Origin of the sequence: Pseudoalteromonas sp. RB2-MNA-CIBAN-0110, assembly GCF_040309305.1 — a bacterium.
Classification (GTDB): domain Bacteria; phylum Pseudomonadota; class Gammaproteobacteria; order Enterobacterales; family Alteromonadaceae; genus Pseudoalteromonas; species Pseudoalteromonas arctica.
The window spans coordinates 14298-30533 of sequence record NZ_JBEOOQ010000001.1; the positions used below are offsets into that span (position 1 = coordinate 14298).

Genomic DNA, 16236 nt, shown 5'->3' on the forward strand with positions numbered 1-16236 from the left:
TAACAAAAAAGAGATTATTTGTGATTATTCCAGCATTAGACGTATTACAAAATCAAATTGTGCGCTTGTACCAAGGTAAATACGACACAGCACAGTTTTACCCTTTCGAACTTGGCGCGCGTTTAAAAGAATACGCCGACAGCGGCGCAGGTAAACTGCACCTTGTTGATTTAGAAGGTGCACGCGATCCAAGTAAAAAACAGTGGAAACATATTCAAGCTGCAACCAAAGCACTTAACGTACCTTACCAAGTGGGTGGCGGTATTCGCTCAGAGCAAGATGTAAGTGATTGGCTAAAAGCCGGTGCAAACCAAGTTGTTATTGGTTCAATGGCAGTAGAAAAACGCGAACAAGTAAAAGCCTGGATTGAACAATTTGGCGCAGAGCACTTTGTAATTGCCCTTGATGTAAATAAAACAGCCACGGGCTGGGCACCTGCTACACACGGTTGGTTAAGTGAATCTGAATTTGGTTTACTCGAGCTGGTAGATTTTTACGTAGGCTTAGGTGTTATTGATTTTTTATGCACGGACATCAGTAAGGATGGCACCATGACGGGTCCATCATTTGAGCTTTACGAAGACTTAACTCGCCACAACAGCACTATTAAAGTGCAAGCCTCAGGGGGCGTAAGCTCACTAGATGACATTAAAAAGCTTAAAGAGCTAGGTGTTGGCGGCGTTATTTTAGGTAAATCATTGCTTGATGGCGCATTTAGCGTTGAGGAGGCATTGGCATGTTATCAAAACGCATAATTCCATGCTTAGACGTTAAAGACGGTCAAGTAGTTAAAGGCGTTAAGTTTAAAGGTCATGAAGTTGTTGGCGACATTTTGACAATGGCTAAAGCCTACAGCGAAGCTGGCGCCGATGAACTAGTTTTTTACGAAATCAGCGCAAGCGTTGAAAAACGCCTACTTGATGTAAACTGGGTAGAAAGCATTGCACGTAATATCGATATTCCATTTTGTGTAGCCGGCGGTATTAAATCAGTAGCTGATGCAGCGCGTGTTTTAGAGCGCGGTGCTGACAAAATAAGCATTAACAGCCCTGCTATTGCGCGCCCTGAACTTATTAAAGAATTACACGATGAGTTTGGTAAGCAATGTGTTGTTGTAGGTATTGATAGCTTTTTTGATGAAACGACAGGTGAATATTTAGTTTACCAATTAACTGGCGATCCTAATGCATCAAGCCGTACGCGCTATAAAACACAAGAATGGGTTAAACGCGTACAAGATTTAGGCGCAGGCGAAATTGTATTAAACTGTATGAACCAAGATGGCGTTCGTAACGGTTACGACAACGAGCAACTAAGTAAAATTCGCGAGCTGTGTGACATTCCTTTAATCGCCTCTGGCGGTGCGGGTAGTATGCAAGATTTTGTTGATGTATTTAAACAAAGCAAAGTAGATGGTGCATTAGCCGCCAGCGTTTTTCATAAAAATGTGATTAACATTGGCGAGCTAAAACAATTTTTAACAGATAACCAAGTGGCAGCAAGATTATGCAAGTAACACAACAAAACCAAGCTCAAGTCGATTTCGCTAAAAGTGAAATGATCCCTGCTATTATTCAAGATGCCCGCTCGGGTGTTATTTTAATGCAAGGCTTTATGAACAGCGAAGCACTCGCTGTTACGCTTGAGAGTAATAAAGTGACGTTTTACTCGCGTTCAAAATCGCGTTTATGGACTAAAGGCGAGTCATCAGAAAACTACTTAAACGTAGTATCTGTGCATACCGATTGTGACTACGATTCAATTTTAGTACTTGCCAACCCAGAAGGCCCAACGTGCCACTTAGGCACACAAAGCTGTTTTGGTGATGAAGCAAAACCAAGTTTAAGCTTTTTAGCACAGTTAGAAGATGTGATTGTAGCGCGTAAAAACGACGACCCTGAAAAAAGCTACACAGCGTCATTATTTGCAAAAGACTTAAGCCGTAGTTGTCAAAAAGTAGGTGAAGAAGGCGTAGAAGTTGCCCTTGCCGCTATGAAACACGATAACGATGAGCTAACAAACGAGTCTGCTGATTTAATTTATCACCTTACCGTATTGCTACAACGCCAAGGCTTAGCCCTTGAAGATGTAGTTAAATGCTTGCAAGGTCGCCATAAATAGCATTAGTTGTGACTAACAAAAAGGCTCATATTTATATGGGCCTTTTTATTTTTACAGTAAATCACGTGTGATATAGTGCGTGGCTAAATTAATCGGTTACTGTGAACTATGAAAAACTATATTATTCCTTCTATTGTCGCATTTATTTTAGCAGGCTGTACCAGCAAAACTAATCAGACTACAACTACAACAACCACTACTACAACGAATCAGTCTGTAAAAACCACAGTAACACTCGATGAATGCAGCACCATAAATAACCTAATAAATGGTTATGAAGCTGGTTTTAATTCAATAAAAACAGATAAAGTAAATAACCAGTTTACTAATAAATGGCGTACTAATACTCATATTATTGGAGCAACCTGTACGGTTACTTTAAATAAGTCAGAGCAAGCAAGCTACCAATGCCAAACACCTGTTAAAACACAAACGCAAACAATAAAGTCTCATCAAAAACTGGCTAAGCAATTACGCCAATGCTTAACCACAACAGGTTGGTTTGAAAGCCAAAAAGAAACAGCAAATTCAATTTACAGCACCTTTGTACTTGATACTAAAACCCCTGTCATTACACTCTCTACCAATCAAGAAGGTAATGGGTTCACTACTCGCTTTGAAATTGCACCACCGTTAGGGCTTTAATAATGCGCCAATTAAATCAAAACAAAAAACCATCTAAATTTAAAACTGATTGCCTAGGAATATGCGAAAGGCGCAGCGGTTACTGCACCGGTTGTGGGCGTACCAACGAAGAAATTTTTGATTGGATAATATTATCTGAAGATGAAAAAAAAGCGATTTTAGAAACACCACGAACAGATGCTAACTCATAACAAATAAAGCCCCTAATGTTAAAAGTAACAGTTAACTGATTAACTAAAAACTTTTTACTTGTTGTGGCTATTCATTTTAGTTGCGCTAATACAGCTTTCGACTACTTGCTCAAATGAGTTATTAATATCTATATTTATAACATTGGGCTCATCTTCTTTTGGAACTTCTAGCGCTTCAAATTGGCTTTTGAGTAAATCAACAGGCATAAAATGCCCTTTTCTGTCCTGCATACGGCTTTTAACCAGCTCAAAATCACCATAAAGATGTAAAAAGGTAATGCCTATATTTCCGTCACATATTTGTTCTCGGTATTTCTTTTTTAATGCAGAGCAGACTATTACCGCAATTTCATTTTTCTTTTCAATGCTAAATGCAGCATCACGTATTCTTTCTAGCCAAGGCACACGATCAGCATCGTTTAAAGGCTGCCCAGATGACATTTTTAATATATTAGCCTTGGGATGTAAGTCGTCTCCGTCGATAAATTTAGCGCCAATGCGCTTTGCTAATGCTTCACCCACACTTGACTTTCCTGTGCTTGAAACCCCCATTACAATATAAACACGACCTACATTTGTGTTACTCATGTATTTACCCTCGCCTTAATTTAATAATTAATTATTTTCAATGTATATATTATATTGAGTTACGGGTAACATGTTACCCGTAACAAATGCGAAAGTGAAGTTAAACACACACTAAACATCATAATTCACACTGAATATAAGTAGGGAAAAATGTCAGATTTATCATTAATACTAACAGCGGCAGGCTCCATATTTTTATTGCTTTTCTTAGTAATGAAAGTACGACTACATGCTGTCGTCTCTTTAATCCTTGTTTCTATGATTGCAGGATTACTCTCAGGAATGAGCCCTGAAATAATTGCCGCTACAATTCAAAAGGGAATGGCCGGAACACTAGGCTTTGTAGCGGTTGTGGTCGCTTTAGGTGCCATGTTTGGCAAAGTAATGGAAGAAACCGGCGCGCTGGATCGTATTGCCCACACACTTTTACACCGTTTTGGAGAAAAAAACGCTAATTGGGCGCTTACCTTTACGGGCTTTATTTGTGCCCTCCCCCTGTTTTTTGATGTAGCCGTTGTACTTTTAATCGGTATTGTTTTTGCTGTGGTACGAAAAGGCGGTGGCAGCGTTGTTAAAATTGGTATTGGGCTACTTGCTGGGATAGCGTCTTGTCAGGCGTTTCTTATTCCTGCGCCAGGGCCGATTTTGGTTGCCTCTCAATTAGGCGCTGACTATGGTTATATGATTTTATTTGGCCTTATTGCTGCCATACCGGCAATGATTATAGGCGGTCCAATTTGGGGCTCTATTATTTCTAAATCTATTCATGTAGAACTCCCACAGCACGAACAAATTGACGATAACCAAAGAGTGGGTAAAGGCACGCCTAGTTTTGGATTAGCATTAGGTTTAATTGCTCTGCCATTAATTATGATTAGTTTAAATACTATTGGTAGCCGCTTTGTTGAAAAAGACTCTGATTTATATAATTGGTTAGCTTTTATAGGTCATCCATTTACAGCAATTTTAGTTGCCTGCCTAATGGCATTTTATTTGCTCGGTGCAAGGCGCGGTGTCCCTAATGCTAGAATCATGGAAATTTGTGGTAGTGCCTTACAACCTGCGGGAATTATTATTCTTGTCACTGGTGCCGGTGGGGTATTTAAACAAGTATTAGTTGATTCAGGAGTAGGTACTGCACTGGGTAATTACTTAGCTGGCTCAGGCTTACCGATTGTAATACTCGCTTTTGTATTATCAGCCGCTGTGCGGGTCATTCAAGGCTCTGCGACAGTAGCTATGCTTACAGCGTGTGGCTTAATTATTCCAATGCTTCAGCCTTTAGGCCTTGATGGAGCGCAGCTTGCCGCTGTCACCATCGCTATTGGTGGGGGCTCTATTGTGCTCTCCCATGTAAACGACTCAGGATTTTGGTTAGCGAGTCGCTATCTCGGTTTGAGCGAAATGCAAACTCTTAAAACGTGGACGGTAATGGAAACCATTATTGGTACTGTTGGCGCACTTGTCGCTATGATTATTTCTCTGTTTTTGTAAAATTACAGTATGTAGAGTTATCATCACACATATAAAAATTACCTGAGCCTTTTGTTATTTAGGCTCAGGTAATTAAGATCATGTAATTAAGCTCATGTAATTTGAGTATTTAAACACTTTCACCTAGATGAACTATATAACCAGTATCAATTACTTGCTTATAATTCATGCTAGTATCCAAATCGGAATTAATCCGGCTCAACAACTCTCTTCCCGCAACATTACCTATCTGATAACGAGGGGTGATCACACTTGCTAATTGAGGCACCATTGCTTGGCCAATATCATGACCATGAAAACCCACAATCCCCATTTGGCTAGGCACTAAAATATTGTTTCGCTGGCACTCAAAAATAGCCCCAATTGCTAAATCATCATTAGTACAAAACAAACAATCAGTATTTGGGTAGTCAGTACGCGCTTTTTGTAAAAGTTCAGCGCCTAAACTATAAGATGAAGCTTGATCAGTCATCACACTTTTAGGCGTAAAGCCTTTAGCTAACATAGCATCTGAATAACCTTGAAATTTTAGGCGTGTTCGTACATCGAGCCTCGCACCTATATAAACAATATTGCAATAGCCTTTATTTAAAAGTGCTGTCGTCATATCAAAAGCGGCTTTAACGTTATCAAAACCAACCGCTTGCTGCATAGGAGAGTGATGAGTATCCATTATTTCAATCACAGGTACGCCTGACATTTCAATCATTTTTAGCGTTCTGTCTGTGTGTGTGGTTTCTGATAAAATTAAACCATCAACGTGGTACGACAATAAATACTCAACCCGTTTTTCTTCAATTTCAGGGTTGTAACCATAATGGGCTAACATTGTTTGATATCCTGCAGGTCCTGTTACATCTTCAATACCTCTTATAACTTGAGCAAACACGTGATTCGTTAACGATGGGACTAGTACACCAATAGAGTAGCTTTTAGCATTAGAGAGTAAATCAGGGGCTTTATTTGCAATGTAACCTAGCGTATCAATAGCTGCACTAATTTTAGTGCGAGTAGACTCTGATACTTTTTCGGGATTACGTAAATAACGACTCACCGTCATTTTGGTTACACCAACCGCATCGGCAATATCTTGAAGAGAAGAACGTTTGTTTTTTTTCATCACACACAATTAAATAAAATGTTACTTGTAACATACCAACTATTGTGAAAAATCACTACTTTTAGCCATTTTTATTTAGGTTATCGCTAAGCGATTACCCAAGAGATTTAAATAACCTAGATCTATTTTAATGAATAAAACTGTATTTGTACCAATAACATTAAACAGAGGCTCAGATACTCCGAGCCTCATCGTAATTAAAAACTTATAGCAATCTCAACAATTGCGAACCAGGTATGCCGCTTTGTGGTAATAACGCGGGGGTAACTGCAAATACTTCTGGAATTTTACTTTTAATTTCATCCATCTTTTTACGGTTATTTTGTTTATCATAAACATAATATTTAAGGATATTTCCGTATACATCGTCTTTTGCATCAACCTGCTCTAGGGTTTTTAACGCTTTATCGTAATCAGCAAGGTAAATGTATGCCAGTGCTAAGTTATCAGCAGAGCCAACATGTAGCTTACCTTCAAGCTGTTTTGCTAAATCTTCAAGCTCTGCAACAGCAAGCTCATAACGCCCTAGCTGTATATAGGCCGTTGCTAGTGAATTTTTTAAAAAGTAAGGTGGGTTACTGCCCGGCTCGTACCATTTTTCGTAAGCACTCAATATGTCTTCATATTGCTCAAGTTTAGAGTAAACGTGATTTAGCAGCCTAAAGCTTTGTAGTTTGATTTCAGCTTCTTCAAAACCAGTAAGTTTGTCTCTATTCAAGTGCCAATCTTGAATGCCTTGCGCAGCTTGGTTTAACAGTTCAGGTGTATCACTTTTTGCCCCAGCAGCACTTTTTAGAAGCTGTGCAAGTTGTTGTTTATATTCTTCACTTTTAACAGGAGCCTGAGACGTATTATTACTTGGCTGCTTGTTATCTGAACTACCATCTACAATTTGCGCTGCAGCTAAAGCACTAAAAGACATTGCCGCCGCAACCATAACCAAATATTTACTTTTCATTGTTTTTTCCTTGTTTAACATTTTGATCCTCTGAATATTAAAACTCTTAGAATGAGCAATATTCAAAAGTGGGGGGGTAAAAAAGTTATGCGAGCTTTTAGCACTTTGCTTTTGTAGCAATAAACTGGCTAAATCCAATTGGTATTTACCTTTTAGCTTTTGCATACACAACTCATCACAGCTAAGTTCGAGTTGCTCCCTTGCTAAACCAGTTAACTTTAAGCAAATAGGATTCCACCAAAAAACGCTTTCTATAAAACAAATAACCCACGTCCAATAAATATCACCTTGTTGTAAATGAGTTACCTCGTGTTGAATGACTGAATCTAATTCTTTACGGTGTGTCATCGTCGACTCTAACCAAATAACAGGCTTTATTAACCCGGTAGCAAAAGCAGGTTCTGTATGGGTTGTTAGTCTAATTGGATACTGATTGTTAATGTGTTTAAGTTCAGGACTTGGCTTTGAGTTAATGTATAAATTTTTTATAAGCTTTACATATAAGCCCATGCGTAATAAAAACAATCCAAAACCAGCTAAAACTAAAACCATAAAAACAGTACTAAGTGATGGCAATAAGTCCCATATACTCATATCGCTTTGTAATTCGTCCTTAGTTGCTACTTGTTCAGCATTTGGTATTAATGCTTTAACATCGGGAATCAATTGCGCCACGTTAAATGTGTAACGATTTTCCCCTTCAAATAAGGGTAACTGGGAAAAATATTGCCAAGGGACAAACCAACATGCCAAAGCAGTCATTAAAATGTAAAAGTTTAATCGTGCTGGGGCATTTTTTAGTCCTTTTACTGTAAGCAAAATACATAAGCTAATAAGTGTGCAAGTTAGTAAATAATCCGTCATTACCCTCTCCTTTAATCTAACTTCTTATTTTTTAAAAGCGTTTGTAAATATTCTATATCTTCATCATTTAGCTTTTCTTCTTTGATAAAGTGGGCAATTAAACTACGAGAATTACCTTTAAAAAATCGTTGCATAAAACTAGGCATAGCTTGCTCCGATAATGTGTCTTGAGTCACGATTGTTCTAAAAACAATAGCTCGCCCTTCATGTCCACAACGCTCAATCGCTCCTTTGTGTTCTAACCTATCTACAATAGTTTTAACTGTTGTATAGGCTACTTTTTTATCTTTTTGCTTATCAGCTAAAAGCACCTTATGTAGTTGACTCGCGGTACAGGGTTCTTCCTGCCAGAGCAGCTGCATAATATCCATTTCAAAATCACTAAGTTTCATTGTCGCTCCTATTACTACACTTGTAGTGGTACTGTTACAAATGTAGTAGTAAGTAATCTTAGTGTCAATACAAAATTGACATGTGAATAAAAAACAAGCGATAAAAATATAAAAGCCATGGGAAGGTTTTATAAAAAAGGTAGATAAAATAAAGAGGTATACTTATTAATAGATTTTAGAAAAACATAAAAAACGATAGTTTATTTTCAACTAACGCTTTTTATGCTTTAAAGTTTTTTATGAAAGGTAGTGAGGTAACTATGCTTTATCGAGCGCTTGGCTTACATCGGCAATTATGTCAGCAATGTTCTCAATACCGACCGATAAACGAATTAAATCGCGGCTTACGCCCGCATTAGCAAGCTCTTCATCATTTAATTGGCGGTGTGTGGTTGACGCAGGATGGCACGCAAGCGATTTGGCATCGCCAATATTAACTAAGCGTAAAATCATGTTTAGCGCATCAATAAAACGAGTACCTGCTTCTAGGCCACCAGCAATACCAAAGCTTAAAATACCCGATGCTTTACCACTGGTAATTTTTTGACTCATTTCGTTATACGGGCTTGATTTAAGCCCTGCGTAATTAACCCAAAGCACTTTTGGATGATTTTCTAAATACTCAGCCAAGTGCTGTGCATTTTCGCAGTGGCGATCCATTCTTAAGCCTAAGGTTTCAAGGCCGATTAAAATGTCAGATGCGTTTTTAGGGGCAAGCGCTGCGCCGGTATTTCTAAGTGGCACTACTCTGCAGCGACCAATAAATGCAGCTTCAGCAAAGGCTTCGGTATAAACCACATTGTGATACGACGGATCGGGCTCGTTCATCATTGCAAAACGTGTAGCATTCGCTTTCCAATCAAATTTTCCTGAGTCGACAATCATGCCGCCAATAGCAGTACCGTGCCCGTTTATATACTTTGTAAGTGAGTGAACCACTATATCGGCGCCCAGCTCAAATGGGCGGCATAAATACGGCGTAGCCACGGTATTATCAACAATAAGCGGCACACCTTTGCTATGTGCAATACGTGCTAAACGTTCAATATCAACAATATTACCTGCAGGATTACCAATAGATTCACAAAAAACAGCGCGGGTGTTGTCGTCAATTGCATTCTCGAACGCGGTAAAGTCATCGGCTTTAATCATACGTGCTTCAATACCTTGCCTAGGTAGTGTATGTGCAAATAAGTTATACGTGCCACCATATACTTGGCTGGTACTTACAATATTAGTGCCTACTTCACACAAACATTGAATAGCATACGTAATAGCAGCCATCCCAGAGGCAACAGCCAGCCCACCAATACCCCCTTCCATTGCTGCAATACGTTGTTCAAGTACGGCATTGGTTGGGTTCATTATGCGGGTGTAAATATTTCCAGGTACTTTTAAATCGAATAAATCAGCGCCATGCTGCGTGTTATCAAATGTATAAGAAGAAGTGTGATAAATAGGCACGGCTGCCGACTTGGTCGTTGCCTCAGATTCGTAACCGTGGTGCAGTGCTAATGACTCTAATTTCATAATTATTCCCTTCAATTAATTTACCACTAACCTAGCACTTCTTGGTTATAAAATGCACATGAAATATATTAAAGGGTGTTAAGGTGATTTGATTAAAGTCAAAGGCAGCTCGGAGCGATAACCAGTCATTAAGGGGGAGCTATAGTTAGCTCAGTAACCCTCAGAGAAAACTATCACTTTTTTATATAGTAAAATAACCTTTACTAGACTTAATATTTATAGGTGGCAATAACTTACACTATTTGCTATTAATAGAAACTCATGAAATAAGGACGTTTTCGCGCAAAATAGGGAAAGTGTCCGCTGATAAAGATGTCATACGGCTGAAGTGGCGTCAGTTGATACGAATAAATTTTGCAAAACCAAACAAGCAAAAAGTAAATTAAAATAAAAAGGATTACTTCAACAAATGACAACGGATGGAAAACAGCTCAGCAATCCTTTTTCGACAGGCAGTGGTGGCGCAAGATTTGAGGCCAATATCCAGGCCACATTCGTTACCTTAATGCTAAGTGGCGGTTACGCTCCCTGCTTGCCCTCATGGCCAATCGTAGAAATAAAGCTACAGGGCGCAGTAGCAGGCTATGAGACAGATGATCTGATAGTTTTTGTTGAAAACCTTGTAAACAATGATCGCCGTCGGTTACTTGGGCAGGTAAAAAATTCAATTTCAATTACTACCAAGAGCAAATTATTTGCCGAGGTTATTCAAGCAGCTTGGAATGATTTTAATAATCCTAATGCCTTTACTAAAGGAAAAGATATAATTGCTCTAATTACGGGGCCAATCAATGCCACAGACACTGACGGGGTTAATGGGCTATTAGAACAAGCTCGCCATACACGTGACGCTGATGAGTTTCTAACCCAAGTAGAACGGGCTAATTTTTGCTCAGACAATGTCAGGAATAAACTGGCAGCATTTAAAGCACAACTCAAAACCGCCAATAAAGGCAACGATGTTGAAGAACAAGACTTATATGAATTCCTTAGACACTTCCACCTCCTTGGTTATGACCTTGCAAAAAAGGGAAGTGTCGTTTCGTCACTTCTGCAATCGCATATTGCACAATTCAATAAGGATATTCCCGATAAGATTTGGTACCAGATAGTCAATGAAGTACAAAATTTCAATCAATATGCGGGTACAATTACTCTCGATACCCTACCTGATGATTTGGTCGAGCATTTCAGAGAACCCGAGATCACACATATACCTAAAGAACTTGCCAAGGAAAATGTAGAAGGTGACGTTACAGTTCAGCCAGTCGCAACTGATTGGAATCAGCACGCTTTTGCTCAAAAGCTGGCTGTTGCAACTCTAATCGGCAGTTGGAATGAAGGTAATGAGGCTGACATCACGGTTGTCACGCAGATTATTGGAGAGGATTACAGTAACTGGATAGCAAATCTGCGAGAAACATTGCAGGTTCATGATTGCCCTTTATCTTATAAAAATGGCTTATGGCGCTTCAAAGACCGTTTAAAGTCTTGGAAGGAGTTAGGAGTCAGGATTTTTGACAATCACTTGGATACTTTTAAGGCCGTTGCCCTAGAGTTACTCCGAATTGATGACCCTTCTTTTGAGCTGCCCGGAGAAGAGCGATATGCCGCTGCCATCCACGGGAAGGTGTTACCGCATTCTAGCAATTTACGTGAGGGCTTGGTGGAAGCATTAGCGCTTATTGGTAGTCAGGCAGCTGCTTTAACTAATTGCACCCAGGGAAAGGCCGGTGCTATTGCGGTGTTATCAGTGCGCGAATTGTTCGAGGAAAGTGATTGGGTCCGCTGGGGCAGCCTGAATAGCTTACTACCAACCCTTTCAGAAGCGAGTCCAGATGAGTTTCTGTTGGCTGTAGAAAATGCCATCGCTGCTACACCCTCGCCCTTTGATAAGTTATTTGAGCAAGAAGATGCGGGGGCTTTCGGCAGAAACTATATTTCTGGCCTTCTATGGGCGCTTGAAGGAATCGCATGGGAGGAAGCTTACTTGAGCCGCACTACTGTTGCTTTGGCAGAAATAGCCGCACATGACCCCGGCGGTAACTGGGCAAATAGGCCCAGTAATTCACTAACAGATATTTTTCTTCCTTGGATGCCACATACATTAGCTTCCGTTGAGAAGCGACAAGCAGCACTTAAGACAATCTGTGCTGAGCAACCCGAAGTAGCCTGGAAATTGTTGGAGAGCTTACTTCCAAATCAACATTCAACGACTTCCGGTACTCATAAACCGAGCTGGAGAGAAACGATACCTGAAGGCTGGGAGAAAGGTGTTACAAATGACGAATATTGGGAGCAGTCTCGCTTTTGTGCTGAATTGATTGTCGAACAAGCAGGCTTTGATGTCGTTAAGCTCGCGTCTTTGGCGGGTAACTATGACCATTTGCAACCGCCCGCCTCTGAAAAATTTAGAGATAAGCTTCTATCTGAGAGTTGTTTAATGCTATCTGAGCAAGAACGTTTGCCACTCTGGGTGGCATTGTCCAAATTTATTTCTCGCCATCGTCGTTTTCCAGAGGCTGAGTGGACCTTGGGAGAAGATTCTCTGCTTCCAATGGCGGAAATAGCGAGTCAACTGGCTCCAAAAAGCCCAACTCTCCTGAATAAGCGACTGTTTTCAGATGCTGATGCTTATCTCTATGAAGACGATGGGGATTGGGAAGAAAAGCAAGAGAAACTATTCCAAATCCGAAAATCAGCCATTAGGGATATCTTGGGTGAAGGGGGGATCCCTCAGGTACTAGAGTTTGCCTCAACAGTTTCCAATGCTCACCTTGTGGGTGAAGTGATGGCAAATTTGGATCAACCTGAGTTTGATGCAGAGCTTTTACCTGCTTTGCTAGATGTGGCAAATCAAAAGCTTTGCTCCTTAGTTGCGGCCTATGCATGGCGCCGGAGGTTCATGGGCACCTGGCAGTGGTTTGATGATATTAACAAGGTAGGCTGGGAGCCAAAGCAGATAGCTTTACTGTTGTGCGCTTTGCCATTTGAGAGAAATGCTTGGGATAGAGCAGTAAAGTTGCTTGGTGAAAATGAAGGTGAGTACTGGAACATGACCAGCGCCAATACCTACCAGACAAAGGACGATACTGAATATGCTCTCAGGAAGTTGCTTGAATTCGGTCGGCCAGATGCTGTGATAGATGGACTTAGCAGAGACTTATTTAAGAAGAAAGGTATCAACTCGGACTTGGCGTGTGATGCTTTGTTGTCGCTGGTCCAAGTTGAAGAGCCTACTGGAAGAATTGACAGCTACCACATCACCAAAATCATTAAAGCTCTTCAAGAGGATACTACCACCGATCAAGATAAACTCTTTCATGTTGAATGGGCGTATGTGTCTTTGCTTGACAGGCACAGTGATGGTTCTCCAATCACCTTGGAAAATAGGCTAGCTTCCGATCCCAACTTTTTCAGTGAGCTTGTTCAAATGATCTATCGTGCTGAGGGTGCTGAGCCAGAAGAGCCCTCTGAGCAGCGTCGTAATATTGCCTCTAACGCATACCGTTTACTTTCTGCATGGAAAGTTGTCCCCGGTGTTCGGGCGGGTGGCGGGTTTGAACCAGATGCGTTTACGAAATGGCTGACTGAAATGGAAGAGATAGTCAAAGCCTCGGGGCATTATGATGTTGCGATGATTCAACTTGGTGATGTGCTCGTTAATGCCCCAGAGGGGCCAGATGGCTTATGGATTCACCCTGTGGTTGCAGCAATAATGAATAACAGAGAGCGCTCTAGCCTACGTGATGGATATAGCACGGGTATTCGTAACTCTCGTGGAGCCCACACAGTTGACCCGGAAGCTAAGCCTGAGAGAGCACTCGCGGAAAAATATCGACAGCGGGCTGATCAGGTTGAGAATGTTGGATACCAACGATTAGCTACGACCTTACGGGGTGTGGCCGATAGTTATGACCGAGATGCTGAGCGAATCATTTCACACGGCGGTGTTCCACACTGGGGAACCGTATAACAAGCCACTGCACTCGGAATTTTACTCGCTTCGCTCCTAAAATTACGGTTAGTGGAGCGTTAGACGTTTATCATATTTCAAATGTCGTAATATTTTAAGGATAAAAATGGCAAGACTAAATTTTAAGGAAATCGACTCAACAAAAGACTCAGATTCTGATCAATTTGAAAAGTTCAGCAAGCAGTTCTTCGAACATGTATTAAAGTTTGAAATTATTAGTGGCCCAAGTCGAGGACCTGACGGAGGAATTGACTTGTGTGTGCGTGATAGAACAAGCGAAGAAAAACTACTTATCAGTTGTAAGCATTATGCTCATTCTGGCAAATCTGTCGGTCGGGGAAATGAAGAGGATATTTTGGATCGGCTTGCAGAGCACGATTGTAATATATTTATTGGTTTCTACTCTACAATTGCATCATCAGGCTTGGAACAAAAGCTTGATAGACTGAAACAAAGAAGAGGTATAGATTACAAAATCTACGACAACGAGAGCATAGAAGCTGATTTACTTGATGGAGTAGCTGGTTTTCGTATAGCAAAAAGATTTTTCCCTCTATCCATTAAAAATGTTTGGCCTCAGATTATTTCACTAAACCAGACTTATACTGTTACTGACGCATCTGAAAATAGCGATGGTAATTGGATTGTTTTGGAAGAGTTTAATGGCAGTGAGACAAAGCCGTATGTGAATACCGTTGAAGATGCGGTATCGATTGCAAATGAATCTGCAATGTCTGTGATTCATCAGCCAATGTTTCTTTCTGCATGGAAAGACGCAGTATCTTTATATCCTAAGTATTTTGTCATACCTCAAAAAGGCATCGATCAAGTAGAAAATTGGCGTGAATTAGCTCCAAACTGGGATGAGAAAAGTAATTTAGGCAACTTAAAACCTAATTCTAGATGGACGCTACTCGCGATCTGGAGCTTGGTGGATGCAAAAAAAGTACGAAGTATTCTCAAAGAATTGGGACGCGATGCGTCGCAACAGGGTCTGGACCTAATGAGTTTTCAATGGCTTGCAGAGTATACAGCTACAAACCGTAGAGACATACTAACTAGACTTTTTGCATATTACTAAAAACGTCTAACAAGCAATGTTTCGTTCCTCAACAAATTATAGCCCACTATTTTAGTCCGCTTATGTGAGCGTTATATTCACAAGGAGTTTTGAATTGGCAATAGATGTTGCTTTTAGCATTCAGGCAAATGATTATTTAGACCCTGATCGAGCATATGATCTTTACTGGTCTGGCGTTATCACAGATAAGAAGAAGTTTCTTTGTCCAGGAACTGATTGCACGGCGCAAGTAACCTGCGCAAACTTGGATGAAGATCTTCTAGATATGAAGGTCGTCCCGCACTATCGAATCTACGGAGAGCATTCTAAAGACTGTGAAGTTTTTAATAATAAGCCTCTCAATCTTCAATATGAAGATGGCACATCTGTAAAGGAAGAAAAGCGGACTGTAGATGAATCTATTGTAGATACCTTTCTTCTAGAGCGACCAGATTCTTATTATGATGAAGCTCGATCTGACCGTGGAGCTAATAATCAAGTTTTTAAAAAGCCCGAGTTTGTCCGCAGATCAAAAGACACGAGACTGAGAGAAACAGGAAGTATCGGGAATATATACTCTGTTCGGTCTGTTGTTGGAAGATATATCAGATATAGAAACGATGGCTCCATTAAGCAGCGTAGAGTAAACATATTAGGCAAAGACATATATTACCGAAGTATATTTAAATGTATATGGGAGCAAGACTTGAATGAGCTTCCAAGCTATCCTGTAATTTACTATGGATGGGCATTTATAAATAGGCTTCCATCGGGCGCTGGATATCAGATTAAATTTAAGAAGAAATTCAAGAGAGGTGATGATGAATATACGAGCACGATAATGATCGCCGATCGTTTGATTGAAAGCTATAAAATAAAAAAGTTAGTTGCAACAAGGCTTGAAAAGATAAATGCACAAGATAAGCCAACAGCGTTTGTATTTGTGTATGGTGAACCCAGTGAGAACATATCACAGGCGGGTAACAAATATGCCAACTTCTCAATAAAAAACCTAGACATGATAGACATTAATTATGATTGTCCGTTGCCAAAAGAATATAACAAGTAAAGCCAGCCGACGCATAAATGAGAGCGAATGGGGTCAAACTTTGACTTCACACATTAAAAACCTTCATTGTCTGCTAATGGCTGTGAGTTCGGCCACTCGACAACATAAAATGTTGTTTATAATTGGTAAGGTATTTTACTGTGTCGGATGGCGCTTCGCTTATCCGACCTATGTCAAAAGGTTGGTGGGTTAAGCCGAAGGCGCCACCCAACAGCGTTTCAGATTCAG

Annotated in this window: 14 protein-coding genes; 9 read left to right on the plus strand and 5 right to left on the minus strand. The window is 40.3% G+C overall.

The features are described 5' to 3' along the window. The first annotated feature begins 20 nt into the window (after positions 1-20). The 5 genes from AAEY68_RS00065 to AAEY68_RS00085 all read left to right on the plus strand — a co-directional run bounded on the left by AAEY68_RS00065 (position 21) and on the right by AAEY68_RS00085 (position 2957). The gene (locus AAEY68_RS00065) at positions 21-755 is read left to right on the plus strand and encodes a 1-(5-phosphoribosyl)-5-[(5-phosphoribosylamino)methylideneamino] imidazole-4-carboxamide isomerase (RefSeq protein WP_010552951.1); all 735 of its coding nucleotides are present in this window, start codon (positions 21-23) and stop codon (positions 753-755) included. After that, the gene (gene hisF / locus AAEY68_RS00070) at positions 737-1516 is read left to right on the plus strand and encodes an imidazole glycerol phosphate synthase subunit HisF (protein WP_170071461.1); all 780 of its coding nucleotides are present in this window, start codon (positions 737-739) and stop codon (positions 1514-1516) included. Before AAEY68_RS00065 ends, hisF begins: the two co-directional genes overlap by 19 nt. Then, positions 1507-2121, plus strand: coding sequence for a bifunctional phosphoribosyl-AMP cyclohydrolase/phosphoribosyl-ATP diphosphatase HisIE (gene hisIE, locus AAEY68_RS00075; RefSeq protein ID WP_010552953.1), 615 nt, complete (start codon positions 1507-1509; stop codon positions 2119-2121). The genes hisF and hisIE overlap by 10 nt, the downstream gene beginning before the upstream one ends. 108 nt (positions 2122-2229) lie before the next feature. Then, complete coding sequence (locus tag AAEY68_RS00080; RefSeq protein ID WP_350585303.1) at positions 2230-2766, plus strand: hypothetical protein; 537 nt, start codon at positions 2230-2232, stop codon at positions 2764-2766. 2 nt (positions 2767-2768) lie between these two features. Then, positions 2769-2957 (plus strand): DUF1289 domain-containing protein, encoded by a 189-nt coding sequence (locus AAEY68_RS00085; protein ID WP_350585304.1) that lies wholly within the window; start codon positions 2769-2771, stop codon positions 2955-2957. 54 nt (positions 2958-3011) lie between these two features. On the opposite strand, the gene AAEY68_RS00090 is transcribed toward AAEY68_RS00085, so the two are convergent. Beyond that, on the minus strand, positions 3012-3545 hold the full coding sequence (locus AAEY68_RS00090) for a gluconokinase (protein WP_350585305.1): 534 nt from the start codon (positions 3543-3545) through the stop codon (positions 3012-3014). A gap of 150 nt (positions 3546-3695) precedes the next feature. Between AAEY68_RS00090 and gntU the strand changes: the two genes are divergently transcribed. Next, positions 3696-5039, plus strand: coding sequence for a gluconate transporter (gene gntU / locus AAEY68_RS00095; RefSeq protein WP_197100480.1), 1344 nt, complete (start codon positions 3696-3698; stop codon positions 5037-5039). Positions 5040-5148: 109 nt separating this feature from the next. Here the strand turns inward: gntU and gntR are convergent, their stop codons facing one another. From gntR to AAEY68_RS00115, 4 genes are all read right to left on the minus strand, one after another. Continuing rightward, positions 5149-6159 (minus strand): gluconate operon transcriptional repressor GntR, encoded by a 1011-nt coding sequence (gene gntR / locus AAEY68_RS00100; RefSeq protein WP_350585306.1) that lies wholly within the window; start codon positions 6157-6159, stop codon positions 5149-5151. A 205-nt stretch (positions 6160-6364) separates the two neighbouring features. Beyond that, positions 6365-7981: a M56 family metallopeptidase gene (locus AAEY68_RS00105; RefSeq protein WP_350585307.1), complete on the minus strand. Its 1617-nt coding sequence runs from the start codon at positions 7979-7981 to the stop codon at positions 6365-6367. An 11-nt stretch (positions 7982-7992) separates the two neighbouring features. Next, on the minus strand, positions 7993-8373 hold the full coding sequence (locus AAEY68_RS00110) for a BlaI/MecI/CopY family transcriptional regulator (RefSeq protein WP_002960288.1): 381 nt from the start codon (positions 8371-8373) through the stop codon (positions 7993-7995). 258 nt (positions 8374-8631) lie between these two features. After that, positions 8632-9903, minus strand: a complete 1272-nt coding sequence (locus AAEY68_RS00115; RefSeq protein ID WP_290174035.1) for an O-acetylhomoserine aminocarboxypropyltransferase/cysteine synthase family protein — start codon at positions 9901-9903, stop codon at positions 8632-8634. 409 nt (positions 9904-10312) lie between these two features. Between AAEY68_RS00115 and AAEY68_RS00120 the strand changes: the two genes are divergently transcribed. The 3 genes from AAEY68_RS00120 to AAEY68_RS00130 all read left to right on the plus strand — a co-directional run bounded on the left by AAEY68_RS00120 (position 10313) and on the right by AAEY68_RS00130 (position 16008). After that, a complete protein-coding gene (locus AAEY68_RS00120; RefSeq protein ID WP_350585308.1) occupies positions 10313-13879 on the plus strand; it encodes a hypothetical protein in 3567 nt (1188 codons plus the stop codon). A gap of 106 nt (positions 13880-13985) precedes the next feature. Beyond that, positions 13986-14960, plus strand: a complete 975-nt coding sequence (locus AAEY68_RS00125) for a restriction endonuclease (protein ID WP_350585309.1) — start codon at positions 13986-13988, stop codon at positions 14958-14960. A 94-nt stretch (positions 14961-15054) separates the two neighbouring features. Beyond that, positions 15055-16008, plus strand: a complete 954-nt coding sequence (locus AAEY68_RS00130; RefSeq protein WP_350585310.1) for a hypothetical protein — start codon at positions 15055-15057, stop codon at positions 16006-16008. Positions 16009-16236: the final 228 nt, after the last annotated feature.